Here is a 15721-nt window from a genome sequence, read left to right as displayed (position 1 = left end):
AGACGCTTTGCCGACACGGCACAATCCGCGATCAGCATCCGATTTGCATAGGCACAGCCAATGCAACACTCCTCAATACCAGGCATCCGGAAGCTCTTCCTTGCGCCGCGCAACGTAGGCCTCCAGCGCTTCCCTCTTGGCCACGTCCATCGCTGGCGCCTCGTATTGCTCCAACATTGAACGCCACTTGGCAAAGGCCCGCGCCCGCATATCGAGCGATCCGCCTTCCTCCCAACTTTCGACATTCTCACTGTCACTCAGCGCCGGTTCATAAAACGCAGTTTGATAGTTGCGCATCGTGTGTCCGCACCCGAGGAAATGCCCCCCCGGTCCGACCTCACCGTAAGCGTCCCTAGCCATCGCCTCGTTGGACACATCAAGCCCTTGTGACAGCACCTTCTGATAGCTGCCGAGCCTGTCCGCATCCATGATCAGCTTTTCAAATCCGGTACAAAGACCGCCCTCGAGCCATCCTGCTGAATGCAATACAAAATTCGCGCCTGCCAGCATGGTGGAGTGCATGCTATCCGCGCTTTCATATGCCGCCTGCGCATCTTCGATTTTGCTGGCCGTCAGAGACCCGCCACAACGCAACGGTAAACCCAGCCGGCGCGAAAGCTGTGCCACTGCATAGTTCGACATCACCGGCTCCGGCATCCCGAAAGTCGGCGCTCCGGATTTCAGCGACATCGACGACAGGAAATTTCCAAGCACGAATGGCGCGCCGGGCCTGACAAGCTGCGCAAAGGCACAAACCATCATTGCTTCGGCCATTGCCTGCGCCACACTCGCTGCTGTGCTGACCGGTCCCATTGCCCCCGAAAGGATGAAAGGCACGACAACGATGCCCTGCCCGCGTCCGCAATAAACCCGCACGGCCTGCGTCACGACTTTGTCCACCAATAGCGGTGAATTGGTGTTGACGTTCCCCATGATGACGCAGTTTTTCTCCATGAAGTCAGCGCCATGCAGAATCTCCGCCATATCGACACTGTCCTGGGCGCGCTCCATTTCCGTGATCGCCCCGAGGTGCGGTTTATCCGACAGCGTCATATGCGCCAGCACCATGTCCAGGTGGCGTTTCGAAACCGGAATATCGGTCGGTTCTGCAATCACCAAACCCGTGTGATGCAGGTTCGGATGCATGTAGGCCAGCTTCACGAGCTGCTCGAAATCCTCGAATTTCGCATACCTCCGCCCACTTTCCAGATCACGCACAAACGGCGCTCCATAAATCGGAGCAAACACCTGATTGTTTCCGCCAATTGTGACCGAACGCGCCGGATTGCGTGCGTGTTGCACAAACTCGCTTGGCGCCTTTGCGCATTGGGCGCGCACCCACTGCGCATCCGCCTTGACCAGATCTCCGAACTCTCCTTCCGGTGTGATGCCGGCCGACTTGAATATCTCCAATGCCTCAGGATCATCCCGAAACGCGATCCCGACATTCTCCAGAATCCAGTCTACCTGGGTTTCCATAGCGGCGATTTGCTCATCATCCATAGGATCGAAAAACGGCAATGCCCTCTTGACGAATGGGGCCGCTGGCAAGGTCATACGGGCTTCGGTTGATCGGCGCGAGCGTCGGGCCATGGAAACACCTTTTCTTAGGTCTATCCATTGATAGTCACAGTCCAAACGCAGGTGATCCTTGAAAAATTCTATGCTTTGAGTAGACACAGCCTATGGCAAGCATCTGGACACAAATCAATTCGCCCCGAAATCTGGTGATCTTCACCGCCGCCGCCAAGCACGGCAGCTTCACACGCGCGGCTACTGAGCTGAACATGCAGCAACCCTCTGTCAGCGCTGCGATAAAACAGCTTGAGGAGGCGCTTGGCGTCACACTATTCGTCCGCGGGCATCGCAAGGTAGAGCTTACCACAGCAGGAAATCGTTTGTTTTCAGATGTTTCACGTGCACTCGACGATATAGAGCGCTCCGTTCACTCGGTTCGCCAAATGGGACGTGAAGATCACGTCACACTGAATAGCTCGTCCGCCTTTTCCTACTACTGGATGGTGCCCCGCCTACAAAAACTGCACGATCTACACCCGACAATCGATCTACGCCTGCAAATCAGCGATCGTGAGCCGGATCTGGACATGGAAAACATCAGCCTTGGCATACGCCTAGGCAATGGCAACTGGCCAGGCTGTCATGCCTCGAAAATCGCCGACGAAGTCATCTTCCCCGTCGCTTCCCCACAGGTCATGGCAGCCGCCCGCAACCTGCGTTCAATTCCAAACTTGATGAACGAACGCCTGATTCATCTCGAAGAGCCGATCCGCGAACGGCCCACTTGGGCCGACTGGTTTGCCCATCATGACATCAGGGACCGCAACATCGTGGCCGGTCTTCGGCTCAATGACTACGCTCTTGTGCTGCAAGCAGCCATTTCCGGAGAGGGCTTTGCGTTTGGCTGGGAACACGTCGTGCGTGATCTGATGGAACGCAAGTTGTTGGTGGCAAAGCAGGAGTGGGCATGGCGGACCGGAAACGCATTCTACCTTGTCTGGTCGGCGAACAAAAAGCTGGCCCCACATGCAATTCAGGTACGGGATTGGATCATTTCCGTCTCCGACTTTCCGGACCAGTCCGGCGAAAAATGAGAGGGCCGCTCAATGCGGCCCTCTGCTGATTGTTTTTTAGTTAAGCAACACCCTCGGGAGCCACAAAGCGATATCCGGGAAGGTGATCACCAGAGCCAGCCCGATAAGCTGAAGCAATACGAATGGAATGATCCCACGATAGATTTCCTGTATCTTCACCTCCTTCGGCGCCACCGCTTTCATATAGAATAGGGCAAACCCGAAAGGTGGAGTTAAGAACGAAGTCTGGAGGTTCACCGCCAGAAGGATCGCAAACCAGTATGTTACCTCGAACTTGCCAACGTGGTCGCCGAAATCCAACTGCGAAATGATCGGCGCGAACACAGGCAGCACGATCAATGTGATTTCGATCCAATCAAAAAAGAATCCGAGGATAAATACGATGCCTAGGATCAGGAACAAAAGCCCCCAAGGCCCGAACCCCATGTGGTTCACGAACTCGATCACGAGGTCATCACCACCTAAGCGCCGGAAAACATAGCTAAAAAGCGTCGCCCCAACAAAGATTCCAAAGATCATTGCGTTGGTCATGGTGGTCGCATCCACAACACCCTTGACCACATTCCAATAGTGAGAAAGCTCACTTCTGAAACCGCCGCCAACAGAGTGATCATCCAGATCCACGGCATCCGGTGTGTCCAGCACGAACTCCTTCACGCCCAAGGACGGCAACAGTACGAGGTTGATGAATCCAAGCAGCAAAGCACCCATTGCGCCGACCCCGGCAGCCTCTGTCGGAGTTGCCAAACCTCCTAGAATTGAGCCCAGCACCATCGCGATGAGCACCACAGGCGGTACGAAACTGCGCAGAACCATAACGATGGTTCCCCCCCAACTTTGCGGACCAATGTTGGCCTCCAATCGTGGAGCGAGACTGGGATTGATGGTGCAACGAATGACGATGTAAGCGACGTAAAGACCTGCAAGGATCAATCCGGGAAACACCGCTGCGACAAACAAGTTCCCGACCGATCTAGAAAGCAAGTCCGCCATGATTACCAACATGATAGACGGCGGGATCAGGATACCCAGTGTACCCGATGCAGCAATGGTTCCGGTCGCAAGTTCGTGGTTGTAATTGCGTTCGATCATAACCGGCAAGGCCAACAAGCTCATCATGATGACAGACGCGCCAATAATGCCCGTCGTTGCTGCCAGAATGGTGCCCATTAACGTCACAGCCAGAGCCAGCCCACCAGGAACCTTACGCAACAAAACCTGCAAGCAATTGAGCAGATCGCGCGCAATACCGGAGCGTTCCAACATCGTTCCCATAAAGATGAACATCGGGATCGCCGTCAGGATCAAGTTTTCCATGATACCGCCAAAAATTCGGCTCGGCAGAAGCTTTAGAAAGATAAACTGAAACTCGCCTAAAATCATGCCAATGAAAGCGAACCCAAGCCCGACGCCCCCAAGAATGAAAGCCACAGGGAAACCGGAGAACAGCAAAACGCCAAGTGCCGCGAACATAAACAATGGGAGATATTCAGCCATGTTCAATGTCCCCCACTTAGTAGTTTTTCTTCTTCAGCCAGGGTGAGTTTTCCACGGTATCCGGCAATGGCTTTGATCAGTTGTGAAACTCCTGCCAGGAACAAAAGTAGGAACAATGACAACAAGCCGGCCTTAACGACCCAAAGGTTGCTTAGACCGGTTTGTGATTTCGATATTTCGCCGGATACAAAGGACTGCTTCACAAAAGGCCAGCTGAGCCAAAACCCGATCACTGAATAAGGCAGCAAGGCGACGCATATTCCGATTGCGTCCACCAGATGCTTGGTTTTGTTGGAGAAATTGTCCCGCACTAGGTCGATACGCACGTGGGCGTTGCGAACAAACGCGTATCCCAGCGCAAAGACAATGAGGCCTGAGTGGAGCCAGTACTCGAATTCCTGGATCATGGTGGAGTTAAGGCCCGCAGGCTTTGGCACTCCGAAATATCGCGTGATCACGTCATAACAGACCACGACCACCAAGGCGAAGCCAAGCCACCCCCCGATTGACGCAAAAAAGCCCAGCAAGCGATCAATCCGCCGGCTGAGACCCAATAGGCTTTGCACGGTTCAATTCCTTCTATTCAGCGCGCTGTACAGATGTGAGTGATTGCTTTCAGCGCAGCGTTTTGTTGTGCCGGCCCGATGAGTAGCACCGAGCCGGCAGGGCCCCTTATTTCAGGTAGCCGAGATCGCTCCAGACAGCGTATTCCGCGCGGAATTCCTGCATGCTGTCCCAAACTTTCTGGAAGTCAGGGTTTGCTGCGGCTTCCTCGGCCACGACCTCTTCCCAAGCCGCTTTGAAAGTTCCGAGCATTTCGTCATTCCACTTGTGGATGGTCACGCCCTGCTCTTTCATGTCAGCCAGTGCTTTGCCTTGAATGGCTTCACCCTCTGCCAACTGATTGGCAACATTGGCTTTACACGCAGTCTGGATAAGACCGCGCTGACGGTCATCCATGCTGTCCCACTTGGCCTTGGAAATCAGCAGTTCCTGAACGGTAGACTGCTGATGCCAGCCTGGGAAATAGTAGTGCTTTGCGATATTGTAGAACCCGAGGTTTTGGTCGATCGCAGGCATCGAGAACTCTGTCGCATCAATTGTGCCTCGCTCCAGTGCAGGATAGATATCGCCACCTGCAAGCAACTGCGTGTCAACGCCTAGCTTCTGCATGACCTTAGCGCCAAGACCAAAGAAGCGCATCTTCAGCCCTTTCAGATCTTCAGCTGTTTTTATTTCCTTGCGGAACCACCCCGAAGCTTCCGGTGCGATGATACCACACACCAGCGACTGAATTCCGTCGCGGTTGTAGATTTCATTCATCATCTCTTCACCGCCGCCATACCAGTGCCAAGCAAGGTATTCCCCCGCCGACGGGCCAAACGGAACCGCTGCAAACAAATTATACGCAGAGTTCTTCGATCCCCAGTAGCCAGGAACCGACCAACCGGCATCGATCGAACCGTTGGAAACGTTGTCATAGATTTCCAGCGGCGGCACGAGCGCGTTGGGTTCGAAGAACTCAACCTCGATGTCCCCACCCGAAATCAGGTTCAATGTATCCTGCAGTTTAACGCCGGCCTGACCCAACTGGATCAGAGACCCCGGAAACGTCGACGGCATATTGAGTGTGACCTTGTCGGCAAGCGCCGACGTGGCGACGACCGATAGCGCGGCCGCTGCAATAAGCTTTTTCATTTTGCTCCTCCCATAGTGCTTCTCGCCATTTAACGGCGACAACAATGTATACGTTATTGAATTTTTTAAATGAGTCAATCGCTTGAATGTGAGTTTTTTCCTGAAAAACAAGGGAAAACAGCGCGATCACGCCTCAGTTTCAGAAAGCCTTTTTGGCCCCGAAAGGCAAAATACCAAACGGGGTTACGAACAGGCGGAATGTGCCCGGGGTTATGTACCTACGGAGATTTCGCCATAGGTCGACACAGACTTTTCCGCGATCAAGTCGCTCACAGCTGCGTCGAATTCAATAAAGTGTTCGCTCGCAAGATGCGCCTGAAAAGCGGCTTTGCTTGCATATATCTCGTAGAGAAAGACCTCGTTGTCTGACGATCCGCCTGAACAGACATCAAACCGGAAACACTCCGGCTCCCTCGTCAGAGAGTTTTTTGCCTGAGCCAGCATCAAGGGCATGAACTGGTCCATCGCCCCCTGTTTTACGCCGAATGTCACACAAACAACAAACATGGTCTGCCCCTTAAAGTTTAACTCTCTGCCCAGTGGCATCGCTTTGATATGCGGCCTCTGTGACCCTGATCACTTCGAGGTAGTCTCGCGCTTCGTTTTCGAGCACGCCCTCCCCTGTTGCCGCCGCAGAAACGTGATTGCACAGACAAGCAACACAACCACCGCCGAAAGACTCTTCGTCGATATCTTCAACCAACGGCACTAGAGTTTCACTTTTCGCGCCAAAGGGTCGGAAATGTACCTGCCCGCTGCCATCAAGCCTGAGTGTGCCTTTTTCTCCTTCGATCCACATCTCGCCCATCGTGCGGCGAGCGTTATCCGTAACGTGGTCCATCAACCGGTTCCCGTCGAACACACTCCGCACCCCGTTTTCATGGGTCAGCCGCATCTCGCCAGCGTCCTCTCCCTTTAGAACCGAGTTTATTTGCAGGAGGTCAGCGTAGACTTCCGAAATCTCTCCGAACAACCAACGGAATAGGTCGATGAAGTGCACACCGGTCTCATGTATCAAAAGGCGCGGCATTTCGCGAAATGCCGGCTGGCGAGACAGATATGCATCCTTTCCGCGACCGTCTCCCGGTCGAAGGTTGAAACGGCATTGAAAAACTGTGCCCATACGGCCTTCGTCGAGGAAAAGCTTGATTGTCCTGTGCCACGGCTGGAACCGGAAATTCTCGTGAATAACAACGGATGCTCCAATGTCTGCAGCCTTGGAAACGACCGACTCGGCCTCTTCAATCGACGTGCAGAATGGCTTTTGGCACACAATGATCCGGCCTGACGACAAGCAAGCCTCTACAAGCGCCGCGTGCGCGGGAGGCGGCGCAACGATGTCGACTATGTCGACATCTGCCGACTCAAGCGTTTCAGTTAGAGTCTGATAAACCTCTATGTCAAACACATGGGCCGCCCACCGCCGCCGATCTTCGGACAGGTCCGTAGCAACAATCCTTGAAACCCGAGGGTCCTCACTCCAAGCTTTGAGGTGAAACTGGCTGAAGTATCCCAACCCAAGTACGGCGACGGTTAATCCGGGCATGTCTCAGCACCCAACCGGATAGCGTTTTGCAATTTCCGCAGCCTGCTCTTCAGAGAGTGGCGCCGTCGGTACACCTTGCAGGATCAAAAAGAGTTTTGCTGTCTCCTCCAGTTCTTCGCTCGCGAATATTGCGTCCGGGAGGGATTTTCCTGCGACCACAGGACCGTGGTTCGCGAGAAGAACCGCATGATGATCTTTGGCAGCCGCCTCTACGGCCTCACCCAATGCCGGGTCTCCAGGCGGGATGTAAGGCACCAACGGCAACTCACCTATTCGCATCGCGTGGTAAGCGGTAAGAGGCGGCAGAACGTTTTCCGGGTCTAACCCGGCCATACAGCTGACCGCGACTGCGTAGGTCGAGTGCAGGTGGACGACGGCTCCCGCCTTGGGGCGCTGGCGGTACATCGCCATATGAAGGAAAGTTTCCTTGGTTGGCTTGTCGCCAGAAACGTACTCTCCTTTGTTGTCCAGTTTGGACAGCCGCGCAGGATCCAGCGTTCCCATGGTCGAGCCCGTCGGTGTCATCAACCAGCCATCCTCAATACGTACGGAGATATTACCAGAAGATCCGGCTGTAAGCCCGCGCGCGTAGAGCGACGCCGCCATTTGGCAAAACTCTTCTCTTTTTTTGCTCTCGTTCATCTTATCACCGCGAAAGCTTCTTCAAAAAAATCAGGTCCGCCAAAGTTGCCGGATTTAAGTGCCAGCGCCAGAGGCCGAGTTCCAATACTCTGCGACCACGGAACACCTGGCGCGATCTCCGGTCCAATGCGGAGGGATCCGACACCCAAGGCAGAAACTACGGCGCCGGAAGTTTCTCCACCGGCAACAACCAGGCGGCTAAAACCGGAAGCATTCAAGCGCACAGCCAATGCCCCCATCACCTGTTCCACCATTGCTCCAGCACGCTCAACGCCATAAACCGACTGAATTTCGCGGACTTCCTCCGGATCAGCGGATGCATATATCAGCACTGGTGCTTCGTCGTGTTGCGCAAGCGCCCACTCTGCGAGGTCCCCAGCGACGTCCTCGCCTTTGGCAATACGATCTACGACAATTTTGCGCGTTGGCCACTTCTCTTTGGCAAGCGCGATTTGTTGACGGGTGGCCGTCGAGCAACTCCCCGCCAGCACCAGTTCTCGCCCCTTTACCCGTGGTGTATCTGTCTCGGTTGTCGAGCCGAGGAGGCCCTTTTTACGAAAATTTTCTGGCAGGCCGGTCGCCACGCCGGACCCACCCGTCACCAATTTATGATCGCGCGCGGCATCCCCAATGATCCTGAGGTCGTCATCCGACAAAGCATCCACCACAGCGTATCCATTTCCTGCCGTTTCTAACGCTTTGATCGCGTGCGACACGGCATCTGCGCCTTTTGCGACGGTCTTATGCGGTACCAACCCGACCTCGGCCCTTGATTGTTGCGACATCAGCCGGATCAAGCTGCTGTCTCGCATTGGCGTCAACGGATGGTCCTTCATGGAACTCTCATGAAGCGGCACCCCACCCACAAACAGGTGCCCTTGATAGATTGTTCGCTCGTTTTCAGGGAAGGCAGGGCAGACGATGGAGCATCCCGCCCCCATAGCCGCCCGCAAAGCATCCGCGACCGGACCGATGTTACCTTGTTTGGTGCTGTCAAAGGTTGAGCAATACTTGAACACAACTTGCTGTGCGCCGTGTGCCTGTAGCCAGCGAAGCGCGGCGAGCGACAGCTCGACAGCTTCATTAACTGGCGCAGTTCGGGTTTTCAACGCTACAACAACTGCATCCACACCTTCAGTGTAGGCATCGTCTTTTGGCACGCCGATGGTTTGCACCACCTTCATCCCTTCTTTAACTAGCGTGTTCGCAAGATCGGTCGCACCAGTAAAATCATCAGCAATGGCGCCGAGCAGAATCCCCATCTCAGCCTGCCTCCACGCGGCGCAAGAGTTCGGCGGTCACTGCCTCCGTGCCCATATCACCGCCGAACTCCATCGGACGCAGAGCGTTTTCCCCAAACCCCGCATCCACCGCGCGTTCAATAAGTTCTGCCGCTGCCTCCAGCTTTTTGTCGCCGCTCTTATCTGAAAGGTAGTCCAACATCATTGCTCCGCTAAGAATTGCGGCTAGCGGATTGGCTTTATCCTGTCCCATGATGTCCGGCGCAGACCCGTGTGCTGGTTGGAACAGGCCGGTGTGGTCGCCGATTTCACCACAGGCTGCCATACCCATTCCGCCGACCAGCCCGCCGGCCAGGTCACTTAGGATGTCACCAAACATATTTTCCATGACCATGACGTCGAACTCCCACGGTTTCCGAACCAGATCGAGCGCCATGGCGTCCACGTAATTGTAACCAACCGCGATCTCCGGGTACTCGGCCTTGGTCTCATCGAAAATTTTGCGAAAGAACGCCATCGAGGCAAAAACGTTAGCTTTGTCAACGCAAGTCAACCGCGCTGATTTACCCCTCGCCTTTCGGCGCTCCGCCAGCTTGAATGCAAATCTATGCAGCTTTTCCGTGGTGGCTCGCGAAATCCGCAGGGTCTCCCGCACCTCCTCATCTCCACTGGCCACAAACCGGCCGTGAACGGCAGCGGAATAAAAGAGCCCTTCGGTACTTTCCCGCAAAATGACCATATCTAGATTTGCGGCACGTGGGTCCGCGAGCCTTTGCGGCGCATTTGGATAGGCTTTAACCGGGCGTACGCCTGCGTATAGCTGAAAACGGTCCCGAAGCCGGAGATGGGGTGAAATCTCAGTGCCATCTTCGTGCCGTATGGCTGGGAGGCCTATGGCCCCAAGAAAAATCGCATCAGCTTCGCCTGCACGCTCCTCACCACCTGGCTCGATGTCGAGACCTGTCTCTGCGAAATAGCCGGCACCAGCATCGATGTCGTCATATTCCAAAGCCGGCGCACCTACACGCGCCAGTGACGCGTCCACAACCGCAATCGCTGCATTTGCCACATCAATTCCGATTCCATCGCCTCTGATAAGGGCGACTCGCAGGGGGTGAGTCATTCTTTTCCAGTCTCTTCCGTTTTCGCGGCTACAGTTGTGGCAGCCGGTAGTTTTCCAATAGTTTCAAAAGTTCTCCCGCAGCCCGCTCCCGGTGTTGCCGGAACACGCTACGTGTGCCTTCGACGTCGCCAGCGGCCAAACGATCTAAGATTTCCCGATGTTCTTTCGTTGACCTGACGGGCGCCTCACGTAACCGAAGAGTCACGATCCGTGCCCGGTGTGCTTGGTCAAACAACGCGCTTACAAAAGCTTGCATGCGTTTGTTGCCATGAAGCTCTAGCAACGTGATGTGGAAACGGTCGTCAGCGGCAGCCCAACTATCAAGGTCACCCGCTTCCAGCGCTTCTGCCATTTCATCCGTCGCTTGGCGTAGTGGCGCAAGCTCCTCCTCACTCGGATTTCGAGCGGCGAGATTCGCAGCGGCGTCCGGCTCAAGAGCGGTCAATATCTGATAAATTTCCTTCATGTCTTCAGCTTTGATCGGCAAAACCCTTGCGCCTCGGCGTGGGATCAATTCCACCAGACCTTCAGCCTCCAGCCGGATTAACGCCTCACGTACTGGCGTCCGGCTCATTCCAAGACGTTCCGCAATCTCTGGTTCTGGCGCCTGGTATCCTGGCGGCATCAGGTTTGAGCGAATATCCTCCTTCAGCCGCGTATATGCGTCACCAACACGTGTTGTTTTCTCAGACATCTTTTTAGACGTACCCCAAAGGCTTCCGCAGCGACGCACCGCCAGCGCATACTTTAATGTATACATTATCAAATTCTTTAAGTAAAGACCGGACCTGACAATGTGCGCATTGCAGTATTTGACAACGTCGAAAAAACCTATCCGATATGGATGGGAAGACCAGCGCCAGAATGGTTTCAGGAGGGAAAATGTCGGATTCTTGGAAGGTTTACGCGATTAAGTATGCGGATCGTAACACCCGAACACGCGCGGACAGTTTTATCTTTGATGACCACCCAGCAGCCCAACATGGCATGGACTACTTTGTCTGGCTCCTGACAAACGGTGACCGGCACATACTTGTTGATACTGGCTACGACAGCACCGAAGCCAACCGCCGCGACCGTCCGATTCTAAGAGATCCATCCAAGGCACTGGAAGTCATGGATGTAGACGCGGCCAAGATCGACACAGTTATCATCACTCATCTACATTATGACCACGCTGGCGGATTGGACCGCTATCCTAATGCAATTTTTCACATTCAGGAGGCGGAGATGTCGTTCGCGACCGGTCCATGTATGTGCCACGACACGCTTCGCATGCCATTTACCGCAGATCATGTCTGCGACATGGTCAAACACGTCTACTCTGGTCGCGTGGTCTTTCACAATGGTCCCGGTCAGGTTGCGCCAGGTGTTCGTGTGCACTGTGTGGGCGGTCACTCACGTGGTCTCCAAGTAGTAGACGTCGACACAGAGTATGGTCCCCTCTGTCTAGCCTCCGACGCCGCACACTATTACGAGAATTACCTACTCAGAAAGCCGTTTCCAATCGTCGAGAACGTGGAAAGTATGATCAAGGGCTATGACACCCTTTTTCGCTTAGGCGGAACGCAAGGCAGGATCATTCCGGGGCATGATCCATTAGTGACGAAACACTACCCGAGTATAGGGCAATCAGGGTTTGTTTGGCGCTTGGACACAGGTCCAGACAAACCTTTTTAGAAAAAAACGCCGCCCTTGGGGCGGCGTTCGCTTTTACACGATTTCGTCTTTGAGACCGTCCGTCGAAAGTCCTTCAAGCTTGGGCATCAAACTCAGCAATTCACGAGTGTAGTCAGTCTGCGGATTGGCAAAAAGCTCTTCCGTTTCTGCCACTTCCACCATTTGCCCCTGACGCATTACACCGACGCGATCACACATTTGGCGCACTACCGGCAGGTCATGACTGATAAACAACATCGTCAAGCCGAGGTGCTCCTGCAAGTCCTTTAGGATATTGAGGATCTGCGCCTGGATAGACACATCCAGCGCCGAGGTGGGTTCATCACATATCAGGAAGCGTGGCTGGGTCGCGAGGGCCCTTGCAATCGAGATACGTTGACGTTGCCCACCGGAAAACTCGTGCGGGTACTTGCGACCAGCTTCGGAGCCAAGCCCCACGCGTTCAAGCAGTTCGTCGACGCGATGCTGAATCGAGGCGCCTTCAAGAAGCTTGTGATGTTTCACCGGCTCCGCAATGATCTCGTCCACCCGCATACGTGGGTTCAGGCTCGAATAGGGATCCTGAAAGATCATCTGGATCTGGCGGCGGTAGCCTTCCAGATCTTTGTGCGAGTGCAACGCTGTCACATCGGTTTCGTCAAAGGTGATCTTGCCGCCGTTGGTCTCGTAAAGCGTCGCGATCATCCGCGCCACAGTGGACTTACCCGAGCCACTTTCCCCAACGATGCCAAAGACTTCTCCGTCCTTGATATCAAAGCTGACTTCGTTGACGGCCGTGAAGTATTTGCGCCGCGAGGGCAACACATGCCCCCTCTGCAAGAACGTCTTCGACAGCTTGTCGACCTTCAGCAGCGTGCCCGATTTCGACGGCTCCGGCTTGTGCCAGTTGCGCGCGAGATCGTCGATGTGGAACTCGATCTGACGTCCGCCATAGCTCAGCTGCGGGAAACGATGCACCTTCAGCGTCGGACGCGGCACCGCCGCAATCAGCGACTTGGTGTATTCGTGCTGCGGATCGCCCATGACCTGTTCGGTCGTGCCGCTTTCCACAACCTCACCTTGATACATCACCGTCACCTTGTCGGTGGTGTCGGCAATCACACCCATATCGTGCGTGATAAGGATCACACCGGTCTGCCGCTCGCGCGCTAGCTCCTTGATCAGGTCCAGAATCTGCGCCTGAATTGACACGTCGAGTGCCGTTGTCGGCTCATCCGCAATGATCACGTCTGGCTCAGAACAAAGTGCAAGAGCAATCACCACCCGCTGCCGCATACCGCCGGAGAACTGATGCGGATACATGTCCACACGCTCCTCAGGATGCGGAATGCCGACACGATCCAGCAACTCAATCGCCCGCTTGCGGCTGTCGCCGTCAGACAGTTTCAGGTGGAACTGGATGGTCTCGATCAACTGCTGGCCAACGGTCAGCAAGGGGTTCAACGACGTCAGCGGGTCTTGGAAGATCATAGAAATCTTCGCCCCGCGAAGCGCACGCATGCCATTGGCATCGCGCCCGCTGATTTTTTCACCTTTGAACGACACCGTGCCGCCCGCGATATGACCGGGCCGCTCAAGCAACCCCATCACCGCCGCGCCAATGGTCGACTTACCGGCACCGGATTCTCCCACGAGACCATGGATCTCACCCGGCTCAACTGTCAGGTCCGCATCGTTGACGGCCACAAAAACCTTGTGACGGGTCGGGAAATGGACGGACAGGTCTTCAATCGTAAGAAGGGTCATTTCTGCAACCTCGGATTCAATGCGTCACGCAGCCAGTCGCCCAGCAGGTTCACCGACAAAGCCAGCGCCAGCAGGGTGATCGACGGGAACAGGATGATCCACCATTCACCGGAGAACAGGAAGTCCTGCCCGATCCGGATCAGCGTACCCAATGACGGCTGGGTCGGCGGTGCACCTACGCCGAGGAACGAAAGTGTTGCTTCGGCGATGATGGCAAGCGCAAGAGAGATCGTTGCAATAACCAATACCGGAGAGAGCACGTTCGGCAGAATGTGACGCAGCATGATGATGCCTTTTCCGCGACCAATCATGCGGGCTGCTTGCACATACTCTTTGTCTTTTTCCACGAGGGTCGCACCGCGTACGACGCGCGCGAACTGCACCCAGTCAGAAAGCCCGATCGCCACAATAAGAACCCAGATCGCCATTGTATCCTGATGCTCGATCGGCGTGATCCCTTTGGCGATACCAAATATCAGCATCGCGACGAGAATGGCGGGGAAAGTCAGTTGGACATCAGCCGCGCGCATGATGATGGTCTCGGTCCAACCGCCTACGTAGCCTGCGATCAGGCCAAGGGTTATGCCCAGAACCATTGCAAATGCTACCGCAGCAAAACCGACAAAAAGCGAGATGCGCATGCCGAACAAAATGGTCGAAAACACGTCACGCCCCTGATCATCAGTTCCGAGCCAGAATACGTCGCCCGTAAAGTCGTTGGGAGCCATCGGAGCCGTGTAGCCGTTCATCAAATCCAGAGAGGAAGGATCAAACGGATCATAGGGCGCGATCAGCGGAGCAAAGATTGCGCCAAGGATCAGCAACAGAACGACAAAGAAGGACACAACTGCCACCGGCGTATGGCGGAAGTTGTACATGAAGTCGCTGTCCCATGCCTTGGCGAAACGCGACTGGGTCGCAGATTGAGCGGTTTGATCAGACATCACTTCGCTCCTTTCTGTTCAGCGCGCAGGCGCGGGTCGATGGCAAAATACAATAGATCCACAATCAAATTGATGCCGACAAACATCACCGAAATCAGCATCAGGTAGGCCGCCATGACCGGGATATCCACGAACTGGATTGCGTTGATGAACAGCAAGCCAACACCCGGCCACTGGAAAACTGTCTCGGTGATAATCGCAAACGCGATGATCGATCCAAGCTGGAGGCCGGTCACCGTGATAACCGGCACCAAAGTGTTTTTCAGCGCGTGATGGAAGTTCACGGACTTTTCCTTGAGGCCGCGGGCGCGGGCAAATCGGATATAGTCCTGACGCAGTACTTCGAGCATCTCGGAACGCACGAGACGCATAATCAGCGTCATTTGGTAAAGCCCAAGTGTAATCGATGGCAAAATCAACGCCTTCAGACCTGAACTGGTCAACAGACCGGTACTCCACCAGCCCAAATGAACGACGTCGCCCCTCCCAAACGAGGGAAGCCAACCCAACACGACGGCAAACAAGTAGATCAGCAGGATACCAATGAGGAATGTGGGCAAACTCACCCCTATGAGCGAGACTGACATGATGAAATTCGCTAAGAACCCGTCTTTACGGATCGCCGTAAAGACACCGAGACCGATACCGATCGTAATTGCGAAGAAACCGCTCACTGCGGCCAACTCAAGCGTTGCCGGTGCGCGCTCGACAAGGATTTCGCCTACAGGGCGGCCTTGACGGTAGCTCACACCAAAGTTGCCCTCGACGGCACCTTGCAGAAACTTAGCGTATTGTACGGGAAACGGTTGGTCCAAACCCAGTTCGGTGCGCAGTCGTGCGATGTCCGCGTCGGTACGTTCCTGGCCCAACATGTTGTCGATCGGATCTCCAACGAAGCGGAACATGCTGAAGGCCACCAGGCCAACAACCAGCAGAACCAACGCAGATTGGAAGACTCTGCGAATGACAAAAGTCAGCATTTATTTGCCCCT

At 54.8% G+C, this 15721-nt stretch carries 15 protein-coding genes; 2 read left to right on the top strand and 13 right to left on the bottom strand.

The annotated features are described in order from the left end of the window. Positions 1-72: 72 nt before the first annotated feature. Positions 73-1593 (bottom strand): trimethylamine methyltransferase family protein, encoded by a 1521-nt coding sequence (locus BXY66_RS02065; RefSeq protein WP_132858517.1) that lies wholly within the window; start codon positions 1591-1593, stop codon positions 73-75. A 92-nt stretch (positions 1594-1685) separates the two neighbouring features. Here BXY66_RS02065 and BXY66_RS02060 point away from each other — a divergent pair, with 92 nt between their 5' ends. Continuing rightward, entirely contained in the window at positions 1686-2612 is a 927-nt protein-coding gene (locus BXY66_RS02060) for a LysR substrate-binding domain-containing protein (RefSeq protein ID WP_132858516.1), read from the top strand. A gap of 36 nt (positions 2613-2648) precedes the next feature. Here BXY66_RS02060 and BXY66_RS02055 read toward each other — a convergent pair whose 3' ends face one another. The 9 genes from BXY66_RS02055 to BXY66_RS02015 all read right to left on the bottom strand — a co-directional run bounded on the left by BXY66_RS02055 (position 2649) and on the right by BXY66_RS02015 (position 11119). Further along, positions 2649-4109, bottom strand: coding sequence for a TRAP transporter large permease (locus BXY66_RS02055; RefSeq protein ID WP_132858515.1), 1461 nt, complete (start codon positions 4107-4109; stop codon positions 2649-2651). Positions 4110-4111: 2 nt separating this feature from the next. Next, complete coding sequence (locus tag BXY66_RS02050; protein ID WP_132858514.1) at positions 4112-4675, bottom strand: TRAP transporter small permease subunit; 564 nt, start codon at positions 4673-4675, stop codon at positions 4112-4114. Positions 4676-4781: 106 nt separating this feature from the next. Next, positions 4782-5807, bottom strand: coding sequence for a TRAP transporter substrate-binding protein (locus tag BXY66_RS02045; RefSeq protein WP_132858513.1), 1026 nt, complete (start codon positions 5805-5807; stop codon positions 4782-4784). A gap of 210 nt (positions 5808-6017) precedes the next feature. Then, positions 6018-6314 (bottom strand): putative quinol monooxygenase, encoded by a 297-nt coding sequence (locus BXY66_RS02040; protein ID WP_132858512.1) that lies wholly within the window; start codon positions 6312-6314, stop codon positions 6018-6020. A gap of 10 nt (positions 6315-6324) precedes the next feature. After that, positions 6325-7353: a Gfo/Idh/MocA family protein gene (locus BXY66_RS02035; protein ID WP_132858511.1), complete on the bottom strand. Its 1029-nt coding sequence runs from the start codon at positions 7351-7353 to the stop codon at positions 6325-6327. Between the two features lie 3 nt (positions 7354-7356). Next, positions 7357-7995 carry a 3-oxo-tetronate 4-phosphate decarboxylase gene (gene otnC, locus BXY66_RS02030; protein ID WP_132858510.1) on the bottom strand — a complete coding sequence of 213 codons (639 nt, stop codon included), beginning with the start codon at positions 7993-7995 and terminating at the stop codon, positions 7357-7359. Beyond that, complete coding sequence (gene otnK, locus BXY66_RS02025; RefSeq protein WP_132858509.1) at positions 7992-9257, bottom strand: 3-oxo-tetronate kinase; 1266 nt, start codon at positions 9255-9257, stop codon at positions 7992-7994. The genes otnC and otnK overlap by 4 nt, the downstream gene beginning before the upstream one ends. A gap of 1 nt (position 9258) precedes the next feature. Beyond that, complete coding sequence (locus BXY66_RS02020) at positions 9259-10359, bottom strand: isocitrate/isopropylmalate dehydrogenase family protein (RefSeq protein WP_132858508.1); 1101 nt, start codon at positions 10357-10359, stop codon at positions 9259-9261. 28 nt (positions 10360-10387) lie between these two features. Next, positions 10388-11119, bottom strand: coding sequence for a GntR family transcriptional regulator (locus BXY66_RS02015; protein WP_207911280.1), 732 nt, complete (start codon positions 11117-11119; stop codon positions 10388-10390). Between the two features lie 122 nt (positions 11120-11241). Here BXY66_RS02015 and BXY66_RS02010 point away from each other — a divergent pair, with 122 nt between their 5' ends. Continuing rightward, positions 11242-12039, top strand: coding sequence for an N-acyl homoserine lactonase family protein (locus BXY66_RS02010; RefSeq protein ID WP_132858507.1), 798 nt, complete (start codon positions 11242-11244; stop codon positions 12037-12039). A gap of 33 nt (positions 12040-12072) precedes the next feature. Here the strand turns inward: BXY66_RS02010 and BXY66_RS02005 are convergent, their stop codons facing one another. The 3 genes from BXY66_RS02005 to BXY66_RS01995 are packed head-to-tail and all read right to left on the bottom strand — an operon-like array spanning position 12073 to position 15709. Beyond that, a complete protein-coding gene (locus BXY66_RS02005; RefSeq protein WP_132858506.1) occupies positions 12073-13785 on the bottom strand; it encodes an ABC transporter ATP-binding protein in 1713 nt (570 codons plus the stop codon). Beyond that, a complete protein-coding gene (locus BXY66_RS02000) occupies positions 13782-14729 on the bottom strand; it encodes an ABC transporter permease (RefSeq protein WP_132858505.1) in 948 nt (315 codons plus the stop codon). The genes BXY66_RS02005 and BXY66_RS02000 overlap by 4 nt, the downstream gene beginning before the upstream one ends. After that, positions 14729-15709 carry an ABC transporter permease gene (locus BXY66_RS01995; RefSeq protein WP_132858504.1) on the bottom strand — a complete coding sequence of 327 codons (981 nt, stop codon included), beginning with the start codon at positions 15707-15709 and terminating at the stop codon, positions 14729-14731. Before BXY66_RS01995 ends, BXY66_RS02000 begins: the two co-directional genes overlap by 1 nt. Positions 15710-15721: the final 12 nt, after the last annotated feature.

Origin of the sequence: Shimia isoporae, from assembly GCF_004346865.1 — a bacterium.
Lineage (GTDB): Bacteria > Pseudomonadota > Alphaproteobacteria > Rhodobacterales > Rhodobacteraceae > Shimia > Shimia isoporae.
Note: the sequence above shows the minus strand (reverse complement) of the source record. Positions and strands in the feature narration are given on the sequence as shown.

Excerpts from the sequence above, each read along its gene's own strand:
- BXY66_RS02020 (WP_132858508.1), bottom strand. The coding sequence starts at position 10,359 with ATGACTCACCCCCTGCGAGTCGCCCTTATCAGAGGCGATGGAATCGGA.
- BXY66_RS02015 (WP_207911280.1), bottom strand. The coding sequence starts at position 11,119 with ATGTATACATTAAAGTATGCGCTGGCGGTGCGTCGCTGCGGAAGCCTT.
- BXY66_RS02000 (WP_132858505.1), bottom strand. The coding sequence starts at position 14,729 with ATGTCTGATCAAACCGCTCAATCTGCGACCCAGTCGCGTTTCGCCAAG.
- BXY66_RS01995 (WP_132858504.1), bottom strand. The coding sequence starts at position 15,709 with ATGCTGACTTTTGTCATTCGCAGAGTCTTCCAATCTGCGTTGGTTCTG.
- otnK (WP_132858509.1), bottom strand. The coding sequence starts at position 9,257 with ATGGGGATTCTGCTCGGCGCCATTGCTGATGATTTTACTGGTGCGACC.
- BXY66_RS02040 (WP_132858512.1), bottom strand. The coding sequence starts at position 6,314 with ATGTTTGTTGTTTGTGTGACATTCGGCGTAAAACAGGGGGCGATGGAC.
- BXY66_RS02005 (WP_132858506.1), bottom strand. The coding sequence starts at position 13,785 with ATGACCCTTCTTACGATTGAAGACCTGTCCGTCCATTTCCCGACCCGT.
- BXY66_RS02060 (WP_132858516.1), top strand. The coding sequence starts at position 1,686 with ATGGCAAGCATCTGGACACAAATCAATTCGCCCCGAAATCTGGTGATC.
- BXY66_RS02055 (WP_132858515.1), bottom strand. The coding sequence starts at position 4,109 with ATGGCTGAATATCTCCCATTGTTTATGTTCGCGGCACTTGGCGTTTTG.
- otnC (WP_132858510.1), bottom strand. The coding sequence starts at position 7,995 with ATGAACGAGAGCAAAAAAAGAGAAGAGTTTTGCCAAATGGCGGCGTCG.
- BXY66_RS02035 (WP_132858511.1), bottom strand. The coding sequence starts at position 7,353 with ATGCCCGGATTAACCGTCGCCGTACTTGGGTTGGGATACTTCAGCCAG.
- BXY66_RS02065 (WP_132858517.1), bottom strand. The coding sequence starts at position 1,593 with ATGGCCCGACGCTCGCGCCGATCAACCGAAGCCCGTATGACCTTGCCA.
- BXY66_RS02010 (WP_132858507.1), top strand. The coding sequence starts at position 11,242 with ATGTCGGATTCTTGGAAGGTTTACGCGATTAAGTATGCGGATCGTAAC.
- BXY66_RS02045 (WP_132858513.1), bottom strand. The coding sequence starts at position 5,807 with ATGAAAAAGCTTATTGCAGCGGCCGCGCTATCGGTCGTCGCCACGTCG.